The sequence below is a fragment of the Pseudoalteromonas sp. GB43 genome, assembly GCF_054923805.1.
In genome coordinates, this window is the sequence record NZ_JBPCHJ010000001.1 from 1,857,306 (window position 1) to 1,876,118 (window position 18,813).

The 18,813-nt window shown below is 41.1% G+C and carries 11 protein-coding genes and 5 pseudogenes; 8 read left to right on the forward strand and 8 right to left on the reverse strand.

The annotated features are described in order from the left end of the window. Positions 1-157 precede the first annotated feature (157 nt). From fadB to ACRWSG_RS09010, 4 genes and pseudogenes are all read left to right on the forward strand, one after another. Positions 158-2,314 (forward strand): annotated as a pseudogene (fadB, locus tag ACRWSG_RS08995) (fatty acid oxidation complex subunit alpha FadB). A 5-nt stretch (positions 2,315-2,319) separates the two neighbouring features. Beyond that, positions 2,320-3,486: an acetyl-CoA C-acyltransferase FadA gene (fadA, locus tag ACRWSG_RS09000; RefSeq protein WP_054554784.1), complete on the forward strand. Its 1,167-nt coding sequence runs from the start codon at positions 2,320-2,322 to the stop codon at positions 3,484-3,486. 153 nt (positions 3,487-3,639) lie between these two features. Then, complete coding sequence (tusA, locus tag ACRWSG_RS09005; RefSeq protein WP_054554785.1) at positions 3,640-3,879, forward strand: sulfurtransferase TusA; 240 nt, start codon at positions 3,640-3,642, stop codon at positions 3,877-3,879. A 135-nt stretch (positions 3,880-4,014) separates the two neighbouring features. Further along, positions 4,015-4,539: an REP-associated tyrosine transposase gene (locus ACRWSG_RS09010; protein WP_194442920.1), complete on the forward strand. Its 525-nt coding sequence runs from the start codon at positions 4,015-4,017 to the stop codon at positions 4,537-4,539. Between the two features lie 213 nt (positions 4,540-4,752). Here ACRWSG_RS09010 and ACRWSG_RS09015 read toward each other — a convergent pair. The 7 genes and pseudogenes from ACRWSG_RS09015 to dnaA all read right to left on the reverse strand — a co-directional run bounded on the left by ACRWSG_RS09015 (position 4,753) and on the right by dnaA (position 14,438). Next, a pseudogene (locus ACRWSG_RS09015) lies at positions 4,753-5,203 on the reverse strand (early set domain-containing protein). Positions 5,204-5,264: 61 nt separating this feature from the next. Next, complete coding sequence (gene glyS / locus ACRWSG_RS09020; protein ID WP_138618662.1) at positions 5,265-7,334, reverse strand: glycine--tRNA ligase subunit beta; 2,070 nt, start codon at positions 7,332-7,334, stop codon at positions 5,265-5,267. A gap of 8 nt (positions 7,335-7,342) precedes the next feature. Continuing rightward, positions 7,343-8,241, reverse strand: a pseudogene (gene glyQ / locus ACRWSG_RS09025) (glycine--tRNA ligase subunit alpha). Between the two features lie 141 nt (positions 8,242-8,382). Next, positions 8,383-10,810 (reverse strand): annotated as a pseudogene (gyrB, locus tag ACRWSG_RS09030) (DNA topoisomerase (ATP-hydrolyzing) subunit B). 12 nt (positions 10,811-10,822) lie between these two features. Then, positions 10,823-11,917, reverse strand: a complete 1,095-nt coding sequence (recF, locus tag ACRWSG_RS09035; protein WP_054563761.1) for a DNA replication/repair protein RecF — start codon at positions 11,915-11,917, stop codon at positions 10,823-10,825. Between the two features lie 6 nt (positions 11,918-11,923). Then, complete coding sequence (gene dnaN, locus ACRWSG_RS09040; RefSeq protein WP_462166097.1) at positions 11,924-13,027, reverse strand: DNA polymerase III subunit beta; 1,104 nt, start codon at positions 13,025-13,027, stop codon at positions 11,924-11,926. Between the two features lie 13 nt (positions 13,028-13,040). Then, the gene (dnaA, locus tag ACRWSG_RS09045) at positions 13,041-14,438 is read right to left on the reverse strand and encodes a chromosomal replication initiator protein DnaA (RefSeq protein ID WP_462166098.1); all 1,398 of its coding nucleotides are present in this window, start codon (positions 14,436-14,438) and stop codon (positions 13,041-13,043) included. Positions 14,439-14,944: 506 nt separating this feature from the next. Here dnaA and rpmH point away from each other — a divergent pair. The 4 genes and pseudogenes from rpmH to yidC all read left to right on the forward strand — a co-directional run bounded on the left by rpmH (position 14,945) and on the right by yidC (position 17,548). Further along, positions 14,945-15,079: a 50S ribosomal protein L34 gene (rpmH, locus tag ACRWSG_RS09050; protein ID WP_008488847.1), complete on the forward strand. Its 135-nt coding sequence runs from the start codon at positions 14,945-14,947 to the stop codon at positions 15,077-15,079. Between the two features lie 7 nt (positions 15,080-15,086). Then, complete coding sequence (gene rnpA, locus ACRWSG_RS09055) at positions 15,087-15,509, forward strand: ribonuclease P protein component (protein WP_058583673.1); 423 nt, start codon at positions 15,087-15,089, stop codon at positions 15,507-15,509. A 128-nt stretch (positions 15,510-15,637) separates the two neighbouring features. Next, on the forward strand, positions 15,638-15,910 hold the full coding sequence (gene yidD, locus ACRWSG_RS09060) for a membrane protein insertion efficiency factor YidD (protein WP_462166099.1): 273 nt from the start codon (positions 15,638-15,640) through the stop codon (positions 15,908-15,910). A gap of 8 nt (positions 15,911-15,918) precedes the next feature. Then, positions 15,919-17,548: pseudogene (gene yidC / locus ACRWSG_RS09065) on the forward strand (membrane protein insertase YidC). 56 nt (positions 17,549-17,604) lie between these two features. Here yidC and ACRWSG_RS09070 read toward each other — a convergent pair. Then, complete coding sequence (locus ACRWSG_RS09070) at positions 17,605-18,810, reverse strand: PepSY-associated TM helix domain-containing protein (protein ID WP_194442919.1); 1,206 nt, start codon at positions 18,808-18,810, stop codon at positions 17,605-17,607. Positions 18,811-18,813: the final 3 nt, after the last annotated feature.

Here is an 18,813-nt window from a genome sequence, read left to right on the forward strand (position 1 = left end):
AACTTCTGCTACACCTTAGCACCAAACCAGCTATATTTTAACCAATCGCGATAAAGCGTAGTAAATTTTTCGTTGCATTTTCATTTTAAAGCAAGCACACTGATTGAAATGCAAACTCATCGTACCAGTCTTAGTTAATAAACTAGGGAGAATAATAATGTTATATAAAAGCGATTCATTTGAAGTTGCTTTCATCAAGGACAACATCGCCGAGTTTAAGTTCTGTGCAGACGGCTCAGTAAATAAACTTTCGCAGCAAACCTTGCAAGATTGCGCTTTAGCATTAAAAGAATTGGCAACAAACTCAGATATCAAAGGCATGGTGTTCACCAGCGATAAAGATCATTTCATTATCGGTGCCGACATTTTCGAATTTTTACCTACCTTCACTAAGCCTCAAGAAGAACTTGTTGCATGGATCAAAAATGCAACTGACGTTTTTGATGCAATTGAAGATTTACCTTTCCCAACGCTAAGTGCTGTAAACGGCATGGCGCTTGGTGGTGGATGTGAGTGGGCACTTGCTACCGATTACCGCGTTGCTAGCTCTAACGCTAAAATTGGCCTACCTGAAGTTAAACTAGGTATTATGCCTGGTTTTGGTGGTACTGTTCGCCTTCCACGCCTTATTGGCGCTGATAATGCGATGACATGGATCACTACAGGTAAAGAAAACCGCGCCGCTGATGCCCTAAAGGTAGGTGCATTTGACGCAGTAGTTAGTGCTGACAAACTTTTAGAGTCAAGTATTGCAACACTTGAGCAAGCAATTGCTGGCAAGCTAGATTGGCAAGCAAAACGACAAGTAAAATTACAGCCACTGAAAATGAACCGTGTTGAGCAAGGTATGAGCTTTGCGATGGCGGAAGGCATGGTAATGGGTCAGACAAAAGGTCACTACCCAGCACCTGTTATGGCTGTAAAAACAATCAAAGCTGCGGCAAACTATGAACGCGCTGAAGCAATGGCGATTGAAAACGCTAACTTTGCTAAATTAGCAGCAACAAGCGAAGCTGCTGCGCAAACAGGTATTTTCTTAGCTGACCAATACATTAAAGGTAAAGCGAAGAAGCAAGCTAAACACAGTGAGCTTGAGATCAAACAAGCTGCTGTATTAGGTGCAGGTATTATGGGCGGTGGTATTGCATACCAGTCTGCTTATAAAGACACACCTATTATCATGAAAGACATCAACCAAGATGCACTTGATTTAGGTATGGGTGAAGCATCTAAGCTACTTGGCAAAAAAGTACAACGTGGCCATATGACGATGGATAAGATGGTTGCTACCTTAGGCAAGATCAAGCCAACGCTAAACGATGCAGACTTACAAAGCGCAGACATCGTTGTTGAAGCTGTGGTTGAAAACCCTAAAGTGAAGCAAGCTGTTCTTGCGAATTGAAAAAGACTTACCAGCGGGCACTATCCTAACTTCAAATACCTCAACAATTCGTATTGACGAGTTAGCATCGGCACTTGAAAAACCAGAAAATTTCTGTGGTATGCACTTCTTTAACCCAGTGCCAAAAATGCCATTAGTAGAAATCATTCGTGGTGAAAAAACATCAGAAGCAACAATTAATGCCGTTGTTGATTACGCATTAAAACTTGGTAAATCACCAATCGTTGTAAACGACTGCCCTGGTTTCTTTGTAAACCGCGTACTATTCCCTTACTTTGCAGGTTTCAGCAAACTTGTTGTTGAAGGTGCTGACTTCACTAAAGTTGATAAAGTGATGGAAAATGTATTTGGTTGGCCAATGGGTCCTGCCTATCTTCTTGATGTTGTAGGTATCGATACAGCTTACCACTGTACTGGTGTAATGGCTGACGGTTTCCCTGAGCGTATGGCTCGCCAAGATAAAGACCCTGTTACTGTATTTGCAAACGAAAAACGCTTTGGTCAGAAAAATGGTGCTGGTTTCTACCAATATGCGCCAGACCGTCGTGGTCGCCTGAAAAAAGCAAAAGATGCTACAGCAACTGAGTTACTGAGTGCTATTACTGATGCACCTAAAGATTTCGATAAACAAGAAATCATTGACCGTTGTATGATCCCGATGATCAACGAAGTACTACTTTGTTTACAAGAAGGTATCGTAGCGTCACCACAAGAAGCTGACATGGCGCTAATTTACGGCATTGGTTTCCCTCCATTTAGAGGCGGTGCATTCCGTTACTTAGATCAAACTGGTTTAGCGAACTTTGTTGCAACAGCAGACAAATACGCTCACTTAGGTGCGATTTACCAAGTATCAGATGAAACTCGCAAGTGATCCAAGAAGGCCGTGTATTCTATAAGGTGGAAGGATAAGAAACATGAATAATCCAGTAATCGTAGATTGTATCCGCACACCAATGGGTCGTTCAAAGAACGGCGTATTCAAAAACAAGCGTGCGGAAGATTTAAGTGCTCACTTAATGAAAGGTTTGTTAGACCGTAACCCAGCCGTTGATCCAGCATCAATTGATGATATTTACTGGGGCTGTGTACAACAAACTTTAGAGCAAGGTTTTAACATTGCTCGTAACGCAGCACTACTAGCCGGTATCCCTCACTCAGTACCAGCTGTCACAGTTAACCGTTTATGTGGTTCATCAATGCAAGCATTACACGATGCAGCACGCGCTATTATGACTGGCGCTGGTGATACCTACATCATTGGTGGTGTTGAGCACATGGGTCACGTACCTATGACTCACGGTAATGATTTTCACCCAGGTTTATCAACGTCTGTAGCACAAGCTGCTGGCGTAATGGGTTTAACTGCAGAATACCTTGCTACGCTACACGGCATTAGCCGCGAGCAACAAGACGAATTTGCTTACCGTTCACACCAACGTGCACACGCGGCAACTGTTGAAGGTCGTTTCCGTCGTGAAATCCTGCCAATGGAAGGTCACGATGCAGATGGTTCTTTAATCTTAGTTGAAGACGATGAAGTAATCCGTCCTGAGACAACTGTTGAAGGTTTATCGCAACTTCGCCCTGTATTCAATCCAGCATCAGGTAGCGTAACCGCAGGTACTTCTTCTGCACTTTCTGACGGCGCATCAGCAATGCTTGTAATGAGCGAAGAGAAAGCAAAAGAACTTGGTTTACCAATTCGTGCGCGTATTAAATCAATGGCTGTTGCAGGTTGCGATCCATCAATCATGGGTTACGGCCCTGTTCCTGCATCGCAAAAAGCACTTCAACAAGCAGGTATCACTATTGACGATATCGATGTTGCAGAGCTTAACGAAGCCTTCGCAGCACAATCTCTACCAGTATTAAAAGACCTAGGTCTGATGGATGTGGTAGATGAAAAAGTTAACCTAAATGGTGGTGCAATTGCACTTGGTCACCCGCTTGGTTGTTCTGGTTCACGTATTAGCACAACGCTTGTTCACCTAATGGAAGACAAGAACGCTAAATACGGCCTAGCAACTATGTGTATTGGTTTAGGCCAAGGTATTGCAACTGTATTTGAGCGCGTAGAATAACGAGCTCACACCAAACATCTTGGTGATAAAAAGGCGCACTGAATTGCTCAGTGCGCCTTTTTTATTTGCTTTGCTTTCACTTATTGAAACTGGCGGCAATAGAAAGTTAAAATAGCCGCTTATTAATCGTCTCTTTCACCTAAAAGGTCAGCCATGAGTTTTGATAATCCCGATCACCAATTAGATGCACTTGGCCTTCGTTGTCCAGAACCCGTGATGATGGTGCGTGGTGCAGTACGAAAAATGAAAGATGGCGAAACCTTACTTATCATCGCCGACGACCCATCAACCACCCGCGATATCCCAAGCTTTTGTACTTTTATGGATCACACACTTGTGGCTAAAGATGTAGAACAAGCACCGTATCGATACTTGGTGAAGAAAGGGTTATAACGAGCTCGTAGGTTGGTTAGAGCGAAGCGAAACCCAACGTTATCGCAAGATGATGGCAACAAATTAAAGTTCGTGAAATTCAACTTTTAATCGAAATTAAGCTACTCTTATCATTTAACATTCAAGGATGAATGTATGCGATACAGAAGAGTATTAATCCCCGGTGGCACCTATTTCTTTACTCTAGCGATTGCGCAAAGAAACTCAGCACTTTTAACTTCAAACATCACTTTGCTACGTTCAGCTTATAAAAGTGTGGCTAAGTCACATCCTTTTAAAACGCTTGCCATTGTCATTCTTCCAGATCACTTACACGCTATTTGGCAATTACCTGTTGGAGATTGTGATTATGCAAAACGGTGGCGATTAATTAAGTCTAATTTTTCTAGACAACTAAATAATTGCGAGCATAAATCGCCTAGTCGCATTCAGAAATGTGAACGAGGTATTTGGCAGAGACGGTATTGGGAGCATTATATAAAGGACGAGCAAGACCTAGTGAACCATATTAATTATATTTACTTCAACCCTGTGAAACATAAATACGTGAATCAAGTTGAAGACTGGCCATTTTCGTCTTATAGGAAATTGAGTAAGTCTTCTGCTTTTAATTTGTCAGATGATGAGTTAGATATCGCATTTAATCTATATGAAGATTGATTAGAGTTTGGGTTTCGCTTTGATCTAACCTAATCAGTGTAGGCTGAGTTTAGAGCAACGAAACCCAACGTGTTAGAGGTACTTATTTTCTGCGATATATCGAACACTCCCGATAGCTAATCCGTTGCAGAGCTAGATACCCCAGCTAACCTTCAAGGTGAGTGTATGCGTTGGGTTTCGCTTCGCTCTACCCAACCTACCCAGCACAGAGCTTTACTTTCGAGTTACTGTCACTTTTGGTTGATTACTATTGCGGTAATCAAAGCTCACTACATATACGCCTTTTGCAGCGGGTTTAAAGCTGAAATAATTGTAGATGGTATTACAATCTGCATTGGCGGCTTAACCTAAGAACCAATGATTGCCCTGCTGGGTCCATATCACTGTAACCACAATTATAGCCTTCGCTAAAATCAGCATCCGCCACTTTGAATTCATAAACCTTACCTGGTGTTGAAAACTTAACGTCGGTTTGGAATATGCCCGGTGCAACTTGCTCTAATTGATACTGCGGCTCGGCATCCCACAAAGTAAAATCACCACGTAAATACATAGTACGGTCAAGCTCTTTACTTGGCAGAATATCGTCAATGCTTGGCATTTGCATTTGGCTAGAACAGGCTGTTAATAAGCCTGCTAATGCTAAAGTAATTACACGTTTCATTACTGTTCCTTATGCTACAAAAAAGCCAGCACTGAGCTGGCTTTTATTAATTGGCTACTGCTTACTTCTGAAGTACAGAAATATCAGCAATATCTAAAAACAGACGGCTTAGTTGGCTTAACAATGCTAAACGGTTTTGTTTAACCGCTTCGTCATCAGCCATTACCATGACGTTATCGAAGAAGTTATCAACACTCTCACGGATACCCGCAAGTTGTGATAATGCTTCTTGGTAATCGCCATTTGCATATAAAGGTGCAAGCTCAGTTGCAAACTTAGCAACGTGTGACGCTAATACTTTTTCTGCGTCATCGCTTAATAGGCTCTCATTCACATCACCTTGTGTTGTGATGTCATTTTTAGCCAAGATATTACTTACACGTTTATTTGCTGCTGCAAGCGCTTCTGCTGCGTCTAATGTACGGAAGTGACTTACTGCTTTAACACGGCGGTCGAAATCAACTGGTTTAGTTGGACGACGAGCTAGCACAGCTTGAATGACATCAACTTCGATACCTTCATCTTGATACCATGCGCGGAAACGACCTAACATAAACTCAAACACATCTGTTGATACATTTAGGTTTGTTAGCTTTTCACCGAATAACGTTTGTGACTTAGCAACAAGGTCTAAGATATCTAGCGGTAATGATTTTTCAACCATGATGCGTAATGCACCAATTGCTGCACGGCGAAGTGCAAATGGGTCTTTGTCGCCTTTTGGCGCTTGACCAATACCAAAAATACCCACCAGCGTATCAAACTTATCAGCAATTGCGACCGCACAGCTGATCACATTTGTTGGTAAGTTATCGCCCGCGAAGCGAGGCATATATTGTTCATTTTGCGCGAGTGCAACTTCTTCTGCTTCACCGTCGTGACGAGCGTAATGCATACCCATTACACCTTGTACGTCGGTAAACTCCATAACCATTTCGGTCATTAAGTCTGTTTTACTTAATAAACCTGCTCGCTTAGCCAGCTCGGCATCGGCACCTAATTGCTCAGCAATGTAACCGGCAAGTTCACTAATACGCTCAGATTTATCTTTCAGCGTACCAAGTTGCTTTTGGAATAAAACGGTATCTAGCGATTCTAAACGGCTCTCTAGCGTTTTCTTCTTATCTGTTTCGTAGAAGAACTGCGCATCCGCTAAACGAGGACGAACAACTTTTTCGTTACCAGCAATGACCACGCTTGGGTCTTTACTTTCGATATTTGAAACAAATAGGAACTTGTTAAGTAAGTTGCCATCTTGGTCTAATAACGGGAAGTACTTTTGGTCGTCCTTCATGGTATAGATAAGCGCTTCTGAAGGAACGTCTAAGAATGCTTCTTCGAATGTTGCAGTCAGCGTTACTGGCCATTCAACCAAGGATGTTACTTCTTCAAGTAAGTCTTCATCCATAGCTACTTTTGCATTTACAGCGCTAGCTGCTGCTTCAATTTGTTCGCGAATTTGTGCTTTACGCGCTTCGAAGTCTGCGACAACGTAAGCAGATTTCAGCACATCAAACACATCATCAGCGTGGTTGATTGTTACTTTTTCTGGATGATGGAAACGGTGACCTTGTAATTGGTTGCCAACTTGCTTACCAAGTATTTCGCCTTCGATCAGCGTGCTACCAAATAAAATAGTCGCTGTGTGTACTGGGCGAATAAATTGTGTTTTATTTGCACCCCAACGCATTGGTTTAGGGATAGGTAATTTAGCAAGTGCTTTGTTTACTGCATCACTCATAAGCGATGTAGTTGCTTGACCTTCAACCTGTGCTTTATGTAATAACCAAGCGCCTTTATCTGTTTCTAGTGTTTGTGCATCGCTTACATCGATACCACAACCACGAGCCCAGCCCATTGCTGCTTTAGTTGGATTACCATCGGCATCAAAAGCGGCTGCAACTGCAGGACCACGCTTTTCTACAACCTTGTCACTTTGTTTTGCTTCAAGTGCAGTAACACGTAAGCCTAAACGACGTGGTGATGCGTACCAGTTAACGCCTTGATGATTTAATTCTAAGCTTGCAAGCTCAGCTGCTAAGTTCTCAGCAAACGACTCAGCAAGTTTACGAAGTGCTTTCGGTGGCAACTCTTCAGTGCCAATTTCTACTAATAAATTTTCTGCTGACATGCTAATTCTTAATCCTTACAAAGCGGGAAACCAAGAGCTTCACGGGCATCATAGTAACTTTGCGCACATGCTTTAGATAAAGCACGAACACGTAAGATATAACGTTGACGTTCTGTTACAGAGATAGCGTGACGAGCGTCTAATAAGTTAAACGCATGTGATGCTTTCATTACTTGCTCATAAGCTGGTAATGGTAAGCCTGCTTCAATTAGCTTTTCGCTTTCTTTTTCACAGTGATCGAACTGTGCAAATAAGAACTCAACATCCGCTTGTTCGAAGTTATAAGCTGACTGCTCTACTTCGTTTTGATGGAATACATCACCATATGTCACACGACCCATAGGACCGTCTGCCCATACTAGGTCATAGATACTATCTACGCCCTGAATATACATTGCTAAACGCTCAAGACCATAAGTGATCTCACCGGTTACTGGTGAGCACTCTAAGCCACCTACTTGCTGGAAGTAGGTAAATTGAGTTACTTCCATGCCGTTTAACCAGATTTCCCAACCTAGACCCCAAGCACCTAATGTAGGCGACTCCCAGTTGTCTTCTACGAAGCGAACTTCATCAGTTAGTGTATCGATACCAACAGCAGCTAAAGAGCCTAAATAAAGCTCCTGGATGTTTTCTGGTGATGGTTTTAATACTACTTGGAATTGGTAGTAATGCTGTAAACGGTTCGGGTTTTCACCATAACGACCATCAGTTGGACGGCGGCATGGTTGAACATACGCGCTCGACATTGGCTCTGGATAATCGACTTTAAGAAAGTTAACGGATGAAATGTCCCTGCTCCCACTTCCATATCGAGTGGTTGAGCAATCACACAGCCTTGCTGTGCCCAATAGTCCTGTAAAGCCAGGATCAAACCTTGAAAGGTTTTAACGTCATATTTTTGCATATTTGGCTTATAGTATCTGGTGCGTTTAGTCTGAAAATTGCTCTCAGTATACCTTGTGTGCAGTAAGGTTTTAAGCAGTTTGTGCTTTTTCAGCAATAAAAAAAGGAGCCAGTTGGCTCCTTTTTAATTCTTAATTTAGCGTTATACGTCTAGGTTAACTACGCGTAGTGCATTCGTTTCGATGAAGTCACGACGCGGCTCAACTTGGTCACCCATTAGAGTCGCAAACAATTGGTCTGCAGCGACTGCATCTTCAATTGTTACTTTCAACATACGACGAGCATCTGGGTCCATAGTGGTTTCCCAAAGCTGATCAGGGTTCATCTCACCGAGTCCTTTATAGCGTTGGATATAAAGGCCGCGTTTTGATTCATTGATTAACCACTCTAATGCATCCACAAAGTTATCAACAGCAAGAGTTTTCTCACCGCGTTGAACATATGCTCCTTCTTCGAGTAAGTTAGCAATGTTTACGCCTGTCGCTGCAATGCGTTTGTAGTCACGCGATGTGATGAAGTCATGGTTTAGTACATGTGCTTTATCCACACCATGTTGACGAATATTCACAACAGGATAATACATGTTGCGCTCAGTATCGTGCTCAGTGCCCGCATGGAAGATAGTTGCATCTTCATCACGTGCAATCAAGTCGTCAACTAGCGTGTTAGTCCACTCTTTAACTTTTGCTTCATCTGCTAAATCAGCTTCAGTAATTTCGCTTTGATAAATTAAACGTTCCATAACCGAGTTTGGATATTTACGTTTTAAGCGCTCAATCACTTTAACTGTATTTTGATAGTCGTGAACGATTCTTTCTAGTTCTTCACCTTCAAGTGCAGATGCACCTTCGCTTGTATAAAGTGCTGCATTGTTTAATGCTAATGATGTTAAGTAATGAACAAGCGCTGGGTCATCTTTAATGTAGCGTTCTTGCTTACCTTTTTTCACTTTATAAAGTGGTGGTTGCGCAATATAGATAAAGCCTTTTTCTACAATCTCTGGCATTTGACGGTAGAAGAAAGTCAGTAGTAAGGTACGAATGTGAGAACCATCCACGTCCGCATCGGTCATGATAATGATACGATGATAACGTAGCTTTTCTGGGTCATATTCATCACGACCAATACCACAGCCTAATGCAGTGATTAGAGTTGCTACTTCTTGAGAAGAAAGCATCTTATCAAAGCGCGCTTTTTCAACGTTAAGAATCTTACCTTTAAGTGGCAAAATTGCTTGGTTTTTACGGTTACGACCCTGCTTAGCTGAACCACCTGCAGAGTCACCCTCCACTATGTATAGTTCAGAAAGTGCTGGATCTTTTTCTTGGCAGTCTGCCAATTTACCTGGTAAACCAGCTAAATCCATTGCACCTTTACGGCGTGTCATTTCACGTGCTTTGCGTGCTGCTTCACGAGCTCGTGCTGCATCAATAATTTTGCCAACAACTGTTTTAGCATCAACAGGGTTTTCTAATAAGAACTCTGTTAGTTTTTCTGCCATTGCTTGTTCTACAGCAGACTTAACTTCACTTGATACTAGTTTGTCTTTCGTTTGTGATGAGAACTTAGGATCAGGTACTTTAACACTTACAACCGCAGTTAAGCCTTCACGAGCATCATCACCCGTCGCATTGCTTGTTGTTTTCGCTTTTTTGTTAAAGCCTTCTTTTTCCATGTAGTTATTTAGCGTACGCGTTAATGCCGCCCTAAAGCCAGCTAAGTGCGTACCACCATCACGTTGTGGAATGTTGTTTGTGAAGCAGTAAATGCTTTCTTGGAAACCATCGTTCCACTGCATTGAAACTTCTACACTAATACCGTCTTCTTCACGCTCATGGGTAAAGTGGAAAACACTTTTATGTACAGGTGTTTTGTTACGGTTTAGATATTCTACGAATGCTTGGATACCACCGTCATATTTGAAGTGGTCATTCTTAGATTCTTCGCGCTCATCAGTAAGAATAATACTTACACCAGAGTTTAAGAACGAAAGCTCACGCAAACGTTTTGCTAAGATATCGTAGTGGAAGTTAAGGTCACTGAATGTTTCACCACTTGGCCAGAAACGTAATTCAGTACCTGTGTCTGTTGCGTCACCAATTATAGCTAATGGCGCATCTGGTACACCCATAGTATATGTTTGTTGGTGAATTTTGCCTTCACGACGAATAGTCAGTTGTAGCTTTTCAGATAGTGCATTTACTACCGAAACACCTACACCGTGTAAGCCACCTGATACTTTATATGAGTTATCATCGAACTTACCACCAGCATGAAGTACCGTCATGATAACTTCAGCCGCAGAAACACCTTCTTCTTCGTGAATAGATGTAGGAATACCACGACCGTTATCTCTTACAGAGACTGAACCGTCTAAGTGAATCGTTACAAAAATATCATCACAATGACCAGCTAAGGCTTCATCGATAGAGTTATCAACAACCTCAAACACCATGTGGTGTAAACGCTGTACCGTCATCGGTGTCCCCTATATACATTCCTGGACGCTTTCTTACTGCGTCTAATCCTTTAAGTACTTTAATACTCGACGAATCGTAATTCTCAGACATGGTTAATCCCACTTATCTTGTTATTAGGTTGCCATGTTTCACGTGGAACATTTTTAGTTCTCGTTGCATGGGTTCCACCACAGCAGAAATACTTTCAGATAAAATTGATGAGATAAAAAGTTGCGAATCGCAATGAGTCAAAAGCTGACCCACTTTTTCTTTTGTATCTTCACCCAGTTCTGAAGGTAAGTCATCTATTAGCAATATAGATTGCTTATCAGTTTCTGACTCAATTAAGCTATTTTGCGTTACTTTTAACGCATAAAGCAAGAGCTTCAATTGACCGCGAGAAAAGGTATTTTCTACACTGTTACCAGAAACACTAAAACTAAAATCAGCTTTATGCGGACCTTTACTTGTGAAACCTTGTTTAGCATCACGTTCAAAGCTTTGCTCAAGCGCCTCTGAGAGAGTTTCACTCTCTTTCCAGCCCGCATGAAAGTTAATTTCTAAATCGCTTACAAGCGTTAATTCTGCACACATTTTATCAAAAAACTGCTGCTTAAACCTACTTATATACGCGATTCTTAGATTATTTATTTGTTCAGCTAGTCTAACAAATTCTTTATCCCAAAACTTGATCTGTTCAAAATAATCTCTAGGTTTACTTTTTAATAAAGCATTACGTTGTTTCAGTACTTTATTAAAAGACTGCCACAGATAAAAAAAGTCATGTTCCACGTGGAACAATCCTAAATCGAGAAATTTTCTACGCTCTTTTGGGCCACCAAAAAACAACGAATAGCTTTCTGGAGTAATAACTTGCACCGGCACTAGCTGAGCTAATTCAGAGATTTTACGGCTCGTTTTTCCCTGAATCTTTAAAGATGTTTCACCCGCTTGGTTTTTACTTATACCAATCGGAATAGACAAATCATGCAGCGCTTTGCGCCCATGAATCACAAACTTGTCTTGTTGATGCTGAATGATATTTTTATGTTTGGCGGTACGAAATGATTTACCGTGAGAAAGGAAATATATCGCCTCAAGGAGGCTGGTTTTTCCGCTGCCATTTTCACCATAGATAATGTTTATACCATTAACCGGCTCAAGTGTCAGCGCCTCAATATTCCGAAAATTATTGAGGCTTAAATGACTTAAACTCATATAAGCTTATAGGCGCATCGGCATTACAACGTACATAGCTTCTTCGTCACCTGCACCTTCAATTAGCGCACTGCTATTAGAATCTGCAAGCGTAAAGGTTACATCTTCTGTTTTTAATGTATTAAGTACATCAAGCACATAAGAAACGTTAAAGCCAATTTCAAGTTCGCCGCCCTGGTACATTACCTCAACAACCTCTTCAGCTTGCTCTTGCTCAGGGTTGTTAGCAGTAATTTTTAATAAACCTTCAGATAGGTTTAATCGTACACCACGGAATTTTTCATTCGATAAAATAGACACACGTTGGAAAGCACTACGAAGCCATTCACGGTTAGCAGTAATCACTTTATCACCACCACGTGGCAATACTCGACGATAATCAGGGAAACGACCATCCACCAGCTTACTGGTAAACGTAAACTCAGTATCAATAATACGAATATGGTTAGCACCAAATTGAATGGTAACTAGCTCATCATCAGCCACCATTAGGCGCATAATTTCTTGTACACCTTTACGTGGAATAATTAACTGACGTTGTGTATTTAAAGACTGTGGTAATTGCTTTTGTGCAATCGCCAAACGGTGACCATCTGTAGCCACTGTTTTAATATCTGCGTTATCAACTTCAAATGACATACCGTTTAAATAATAACGTACGTCTTGATTCGCCATAGAAAAGTGCGTGCTTTCTAAAAGCTTACGCAGTTCTAAACGCGTTAGTTGAAATTCAACTTCACCATCCCACTGCTCAAGATTCGGAAAATCTTCAGCGACCAGCGTAGTTAAAGAAAAACGGCTTTTACCACTTGTTAATAGTAACTGATGATCTTGGCTACTTAACGTAAGGTCTGAGCCATCAGGTAAACTTTTACAAATATCGAGTAACTTTTTAGCTGGTAAAGTGAGTTGCGTATCAGTGGTATCTTCACCGACAAACACACTCGCCACTAACTCAATTTCAAGATCAGTACCCGTCATCGAAAGTTGTCCGTTTTCAACAACTAACAGTACGTTCGATAAAATCGGTAAAGTGTGCTTACGCTCAATCGCACCAGACACTTGAACTAAAGGTTTTAAAAATTGCTCTCTTGATATTGTTATTTGCATAATAAAGTCGGCCTTAAGATGACAAGGTTCTTATTAAGTTTTGATAATCTTCTTTCACTTCATGGCTTTCGTCACGGAGTGATTTAACTTTACGACAAGCGTGTAATACAGTTGTGTGATCACGGCCGCCAAAGGCGTCACCAATCTCAGGTAAACTGTGATTTGTAAGTTCTTTTGATAATGCCATGACCACTTGACGTGGTCTTGCTACTGAACGGCTACGACGTTTAGAGAGTAAATCTGACACACGAATACGGTAATACTCAGCAACAGTACGTTGAATATTATCTATTGTTACCAGTTTATCTTGCAGCGCAAGTAAGTCACGTAGCGCTTCTTTTACAAAGTCGATCGAAATCGGACGACCAGTAAAGTTTGCATTAGCAATAACGCGGTTTAACGCCCCTTCTAATTCACGCACATTTGAGCGTAATTTTTTCGCGATAAAAAAGGCAACTTCATGAGGTAAATTGATTTTACTTTGCTGCGCTTTTTTCATCAAAATAGCAACGCGCGTTTCAAGTTCTGGTGGCTCAATAGCAATGGTTAAGCCCCAACCAAAACGTGATTTAAGGCGATCTTCAACCCCTTCTATCTCTTTAGGATAGCGGTCTGAAGTTAAGATAATTTGTTGATTTCCTTCAAGTAAAGCATTGAAGGTATGAAAGAACTCTTCTTGTGAGCGTTCTTTATTAGCGAAAAATTGAATGTCATCGATCATCAATGCATCAACACTTCGGTAATAACGTTTAAATTCTTCGATGGCATTATTTTGAAGCGCTTTAACCATGTCTTGCACAAATCGCTCTGAGTGCATATAAACAATTTTCGCGTCTGGCTTATTAGCCATAATACCGTTACCAACAGCGTGTAATAAGTGAGTTTTACCTAAGCCAGTACCACCGTATATAAATACAGGGTTAAATGCTGAACCTGGGTTATCTGCAACTTGAGTCGCTGCAGCTTTTGCTAATTGGTTTGATTTACCTTCAACAAAGCTATCAAAGGTGTAATTTTCTTTAATGTTTGATTTATAGCCTGATTTTGGTGCAGGTTCGACCGCTGCTTTTTCAGGTTTTGGCTGTTGTTTTTCGGCAGTCTGTTGGGTAACAGGCGCGCTAGCTTCTGTTGCAGCCGGTGCTGATGCCACTTGGGCATTTAAAATAGGTTTACTACCAACATCAAAACGTAATTCAGGTGCTTCATCACCACAAATTTCAACGAGTAGTTCATTAATACGGTTTAAATACTTTTCTCTCACCCAATCCAAAACAAAACGGTTAGGTGCATATATAGTCAACGTATCTTCGGTACTTTCTGCTTGAAGTGGTCTTACCCACATACTGAATTGCTGTGAAGGCAATTCATCTTGCAATACATATAAACAACTTTGCCAAACCGACAGATACACAGTTAAACTCCCAGAGATTTAATTTTTATTCCCGTTCATCTTTAATGATGGAAAATCAAACATTTATTGCTAATCTTTGACCAACTTTCTTGGCCCAGACCGACTATTATGAAGGTACTTTATCCACAAGTACAAGATTGATTTTTATGAAAAATATGATCTCAGCAACATAAAAGAATAAAACACTGATTTTTAAGAAAATTATTTTTTAAGCTCGAACAGTGATCATAACAAATTTGCAGCCAGATCGCGATCAAATTCTACGATCGAATTGGCTTTTCCCAAGCTTTTATTCACTTTTTATACAGAGGCTGTGGAAAACTTCTTATTTATGATGATCCTATATGATCAGGTAAAAGGATCCTTTATAATTACGGCCTCTGCAGCGTTTTAATGATTGACTTTTGTTGTCTTCATCTATAATATCTCGCGCTCGCAATGGCACCTGTGCCAGGATCGCGACCTGCATAGGATGTTTTAACCTTAACCGATCGGATGGAATTGTTATGAAAAGAACTTTTCAACCTAGCGTTTTAAAACGCAAACGTACACACGGTTTCCGTGCTCGTATGGCAACAGCAAATGGCCGTAAAGTATTAGCTCGTCGTCGTGCTAAAGGCCGTAAAGTTCTTTCTGCTTAATATATAAGTGGAAGACTTTAGCTTCAGCAGGGAGTTACGTCTGTTAACTCCCTCGCATTACTCTCGAATCTTTAATGAACCAGCACGCGCTGCGACTCCTTTCTTTACCCTATTAGCTAAACGCAATGACCAAACTAATCCTCGATTAGGTCTTACGGTCGCAAAAAAACGCGTTAAAAAAGCCTGTCAACGTAATCGAATTAAACGACTTGCTCGCGAAAGTTTCCGTTTAAATCAACATAAACTCGATAACATTGATATTGTGCTTATGGTTAAAAGTGGTATTGATGAACAGTCAAACGAAGAGCTGACAAAGCAACTAAATAAATTGTGGCGAAAAATTAACGAACGCTGCAAGCCTGGTGCACCTAAACCACCACCATTTAAAAAACGCCCGAATAAATCAGCTAAATCTAATAAACAAGCCTGATAGCAATAGAATTACAGGCTTAATTAAGGTATCTTTAGCTCACCTTTTAATCATGCATTTAAAATTCTACGATGGGAATTTAAATTCATGGTATCCATTGACTAAATTAACGCAGGGGCAGACACATCATGAGGTTACTTAAACCACTTGTTGCTATTCCAAAGCGCTGTTTAGTCATGCTAATACGCGGCTATCAAAAATGGATAAGTCCACTATTAGATCCGCATTGTCGTTTTAATCCAACTTGCTCTAGTTACGCTATTCAAGCAATTAATTTGCATGGAAGTGTAAAAGGCAGTTGGTTAGCTGTTAAACGCATATTAAAATGCCACCCTTTACATGCTGGTGGGGATGATCCCGTACCGGCAAAAAATCATATTAACCACCAACACGAGAAATAAGAGCTGTTATGGAATCGCAACGCACGTTTTTATTAATCGGCTTGATGCTTGTGTCGTTTTTATTATTTCAAGAATGGAATAACGACTACAACGCACCAAAGGCTGATCCAAGTGCCACAACACAAACACTAGGCGCAACAACACCAGAATCTGATGACTTTATTCCAGCATCATCTGACGGTGAAGTTCCAGCTGTAACGACAGCAAAGCGCTCAGTTATCGATGTAACAACTGATGTATTCACTGTTAAAATTGACACCCGTGGTGGTGACATCATTGAAACAGACTTACTTCAGTACGAAGAAGAAAAAGGCAGTAACACACCTTACATGCTATTAGGTGAGTTCGATGGTAAGCAATACTTCTCGCAAAGTGGCTTAATTGGTTTAAATGGTCCTGACGCAACTGTTGCTGGTCGCCCTGTTTATAAAACCACACAAAAAGCATTCACTTTAACGGGTGATGAGCTACGTGTACCACTTGAGTTTACTGACAGTAAAGGTGTGACCTTTACTAAAACTTATATCTTCAAAAAAGGCGACTACGCTGTAGATTTAGAGTACACAGTAAACAACGTAACAGCTGATCCAATTCAAGTTCAGTTATACACGCAAGTAAAACGCACAGTACAAGAAAAAGGTAGCTTAGTAGATCAAAACTACTTAGGTGCAGCATTTGGTACTGAAGAAGAGCCATACGAAAAGTACAGCTTCTCAGACATGGCTGATAAAAACCTTAACATCACTACAGCTGGCGGCTACATTGCATTTATTCAACATTACTTTGTAAGTGCGTGGGTACCAAAGCAAGACCAACAAAATACCCTTTACAGCAAATTAGTTGCTGGTAATGCGGCAATTATTGGTACTAAAGGTGAAGCAGTTAACGTACAAGCTGGTACGCAAGCAACACTTAGCTCAACTTATTACATGATCCAAAGAGTCTGACGTACTAGAAGCAATTCACCCAGACTTAGACCTAACTGTAGACTACGGTTGGTTATGGTTTATTTCACAACCATTATTCGTACTACTTAAGTGGTTACACAGCATCCTAGGTAACTGGGGTCTAGCTATCATTGCAATCACGGTTATCGTTAAAACGGCAATGTACCCGCTTACTAAAGCACAATACACGTCAATGGCGAAGATGCGTGCCTTACAACCTAAAATGGCTGCACTAAAAGAGAAGTATGGTGATGACCGTCAAAAATTCGGTCAAGCTATGATGGAAATGTACCGCAAAGAAAAAGTGAACCCTATGGGTGGCTGTTTCCCGCTGTTACTACAAATGCCAATATTCTTAGCATTATTCTACGTATTCTTAGAATCAACTGAGCTACGTCATGCTGAATTCGTTTTATGGTTAAATGACTTATCAGCAATGGACCCATACTACGTATTACCTGTTCTATTTGGTTTAAGTATGTTCATCACTCAAAAGCTGCAACCTATGACGGTTACTGACCCTATGCAGCAAAAAATGATGACCTTTATGCCAGTAGTATTCTCTATTTTCTTCTTATGGTTCCCATCTGGCCTAGTACTTTACTGGTTAGTATCGAACCTTATCTCAATCGCTCAGATGCTAATCATCTACCGCGGTATGGAGAAAAAAGGTATTAAGGTAAGAGGCTAAACTCTTAACCCAATAAAAAAGGCGCTAACTGCGCCTTTTTTAATGCCTGAAAATAGCTAACCGAGAATAGGAGAATAAACTTGATTAGGCACACTGCGTTCAGTAAAGCTCAAACTCGTTGTTAGTAACGAAGCAACTACCAAACCGATTGCAACCACCCCAGATAAACCAAGCCACTTTCCAGTCGTTGTTTTACGCTTAACCCTAAGCCAACTCATATAGATGCCAGCAGCGCTTACAAAGCTCATCAATGCACCAAATAGCCCCCAAATAAGCTTAGTACCAATGCCTGCAAAGTTACCAAAGTGCAGCGGATCAGCGGTGTCTTTAATTCGTGGAAGCAGGTTTAGTTCTTCCCCTTTTTGTATGCCTAGAACTTCACCGGAACTTGGTTTTAAATAAACCCGGTTAGCACGCAGGCGCAATAAAATATCATCGTTATAACCACGCACTTCTATAGGCTGATCCGCTTTATTAGGATAACGAATATAGCGAATATCAAGGCTAGGAAACGCCTGTTGAGCGGCTGTATAAGCTGTAGCTAAACTAATTGGCGATAGACCTTTACGAGGGCTTTGTTTTTTAAACTCACTCACAGCTTGTGGACTAGAGACATAGTGAGGTACCTTCGCAGTTTGCAGCCCATGTTCTACCAGATACCAAACCCCTGTGATGGCCATCACAGCAATAAACCATAAACTCCAAAGCCCTAACAGCTTATGCCAATCAGACCAACTACTACGTTTATCTAGGCTTAGCGCAGCAGGCTTTTTCATAAAGCCTTGCCACCAGCGCCGATACACATAAAAACTCGAAACCAATAAAATAACGAGTAAAATACTCAAACTGGTGACGATTAATTTACCCGTCCAGCCCATCGATAAGTTCATATGCCAGTTACGTAAAAACCGCGATATCCGCGCCCACTCTCCTTCACCGAGTAAGCGACCAGTTGCAGCATCTAAATATACAAAGCGAAATGAATCACCGACTTTAAGAGCCGCTTCAGTGGCAAGGTAATCTTGCTTATGACGTTGGATATAAAGTAACTGAGCTTGCGGATAATGCTTATTAAGGGTGTTTTCGAGAGCTAGGTAGTTAGTAGAGGCAGAAGAAGTTAAAGCACGGTACTTAGCGTCTGTTAAGTACTCGAGTTCATGACTTAACGTAGCGAGTGTTCCCGATACGCAGGTAACAAAAAGCAGGACTCCAACAAAGAGTCCTGCCCAAGAATGTAAGTTAAACCAACTTTTAGCGTTCACACG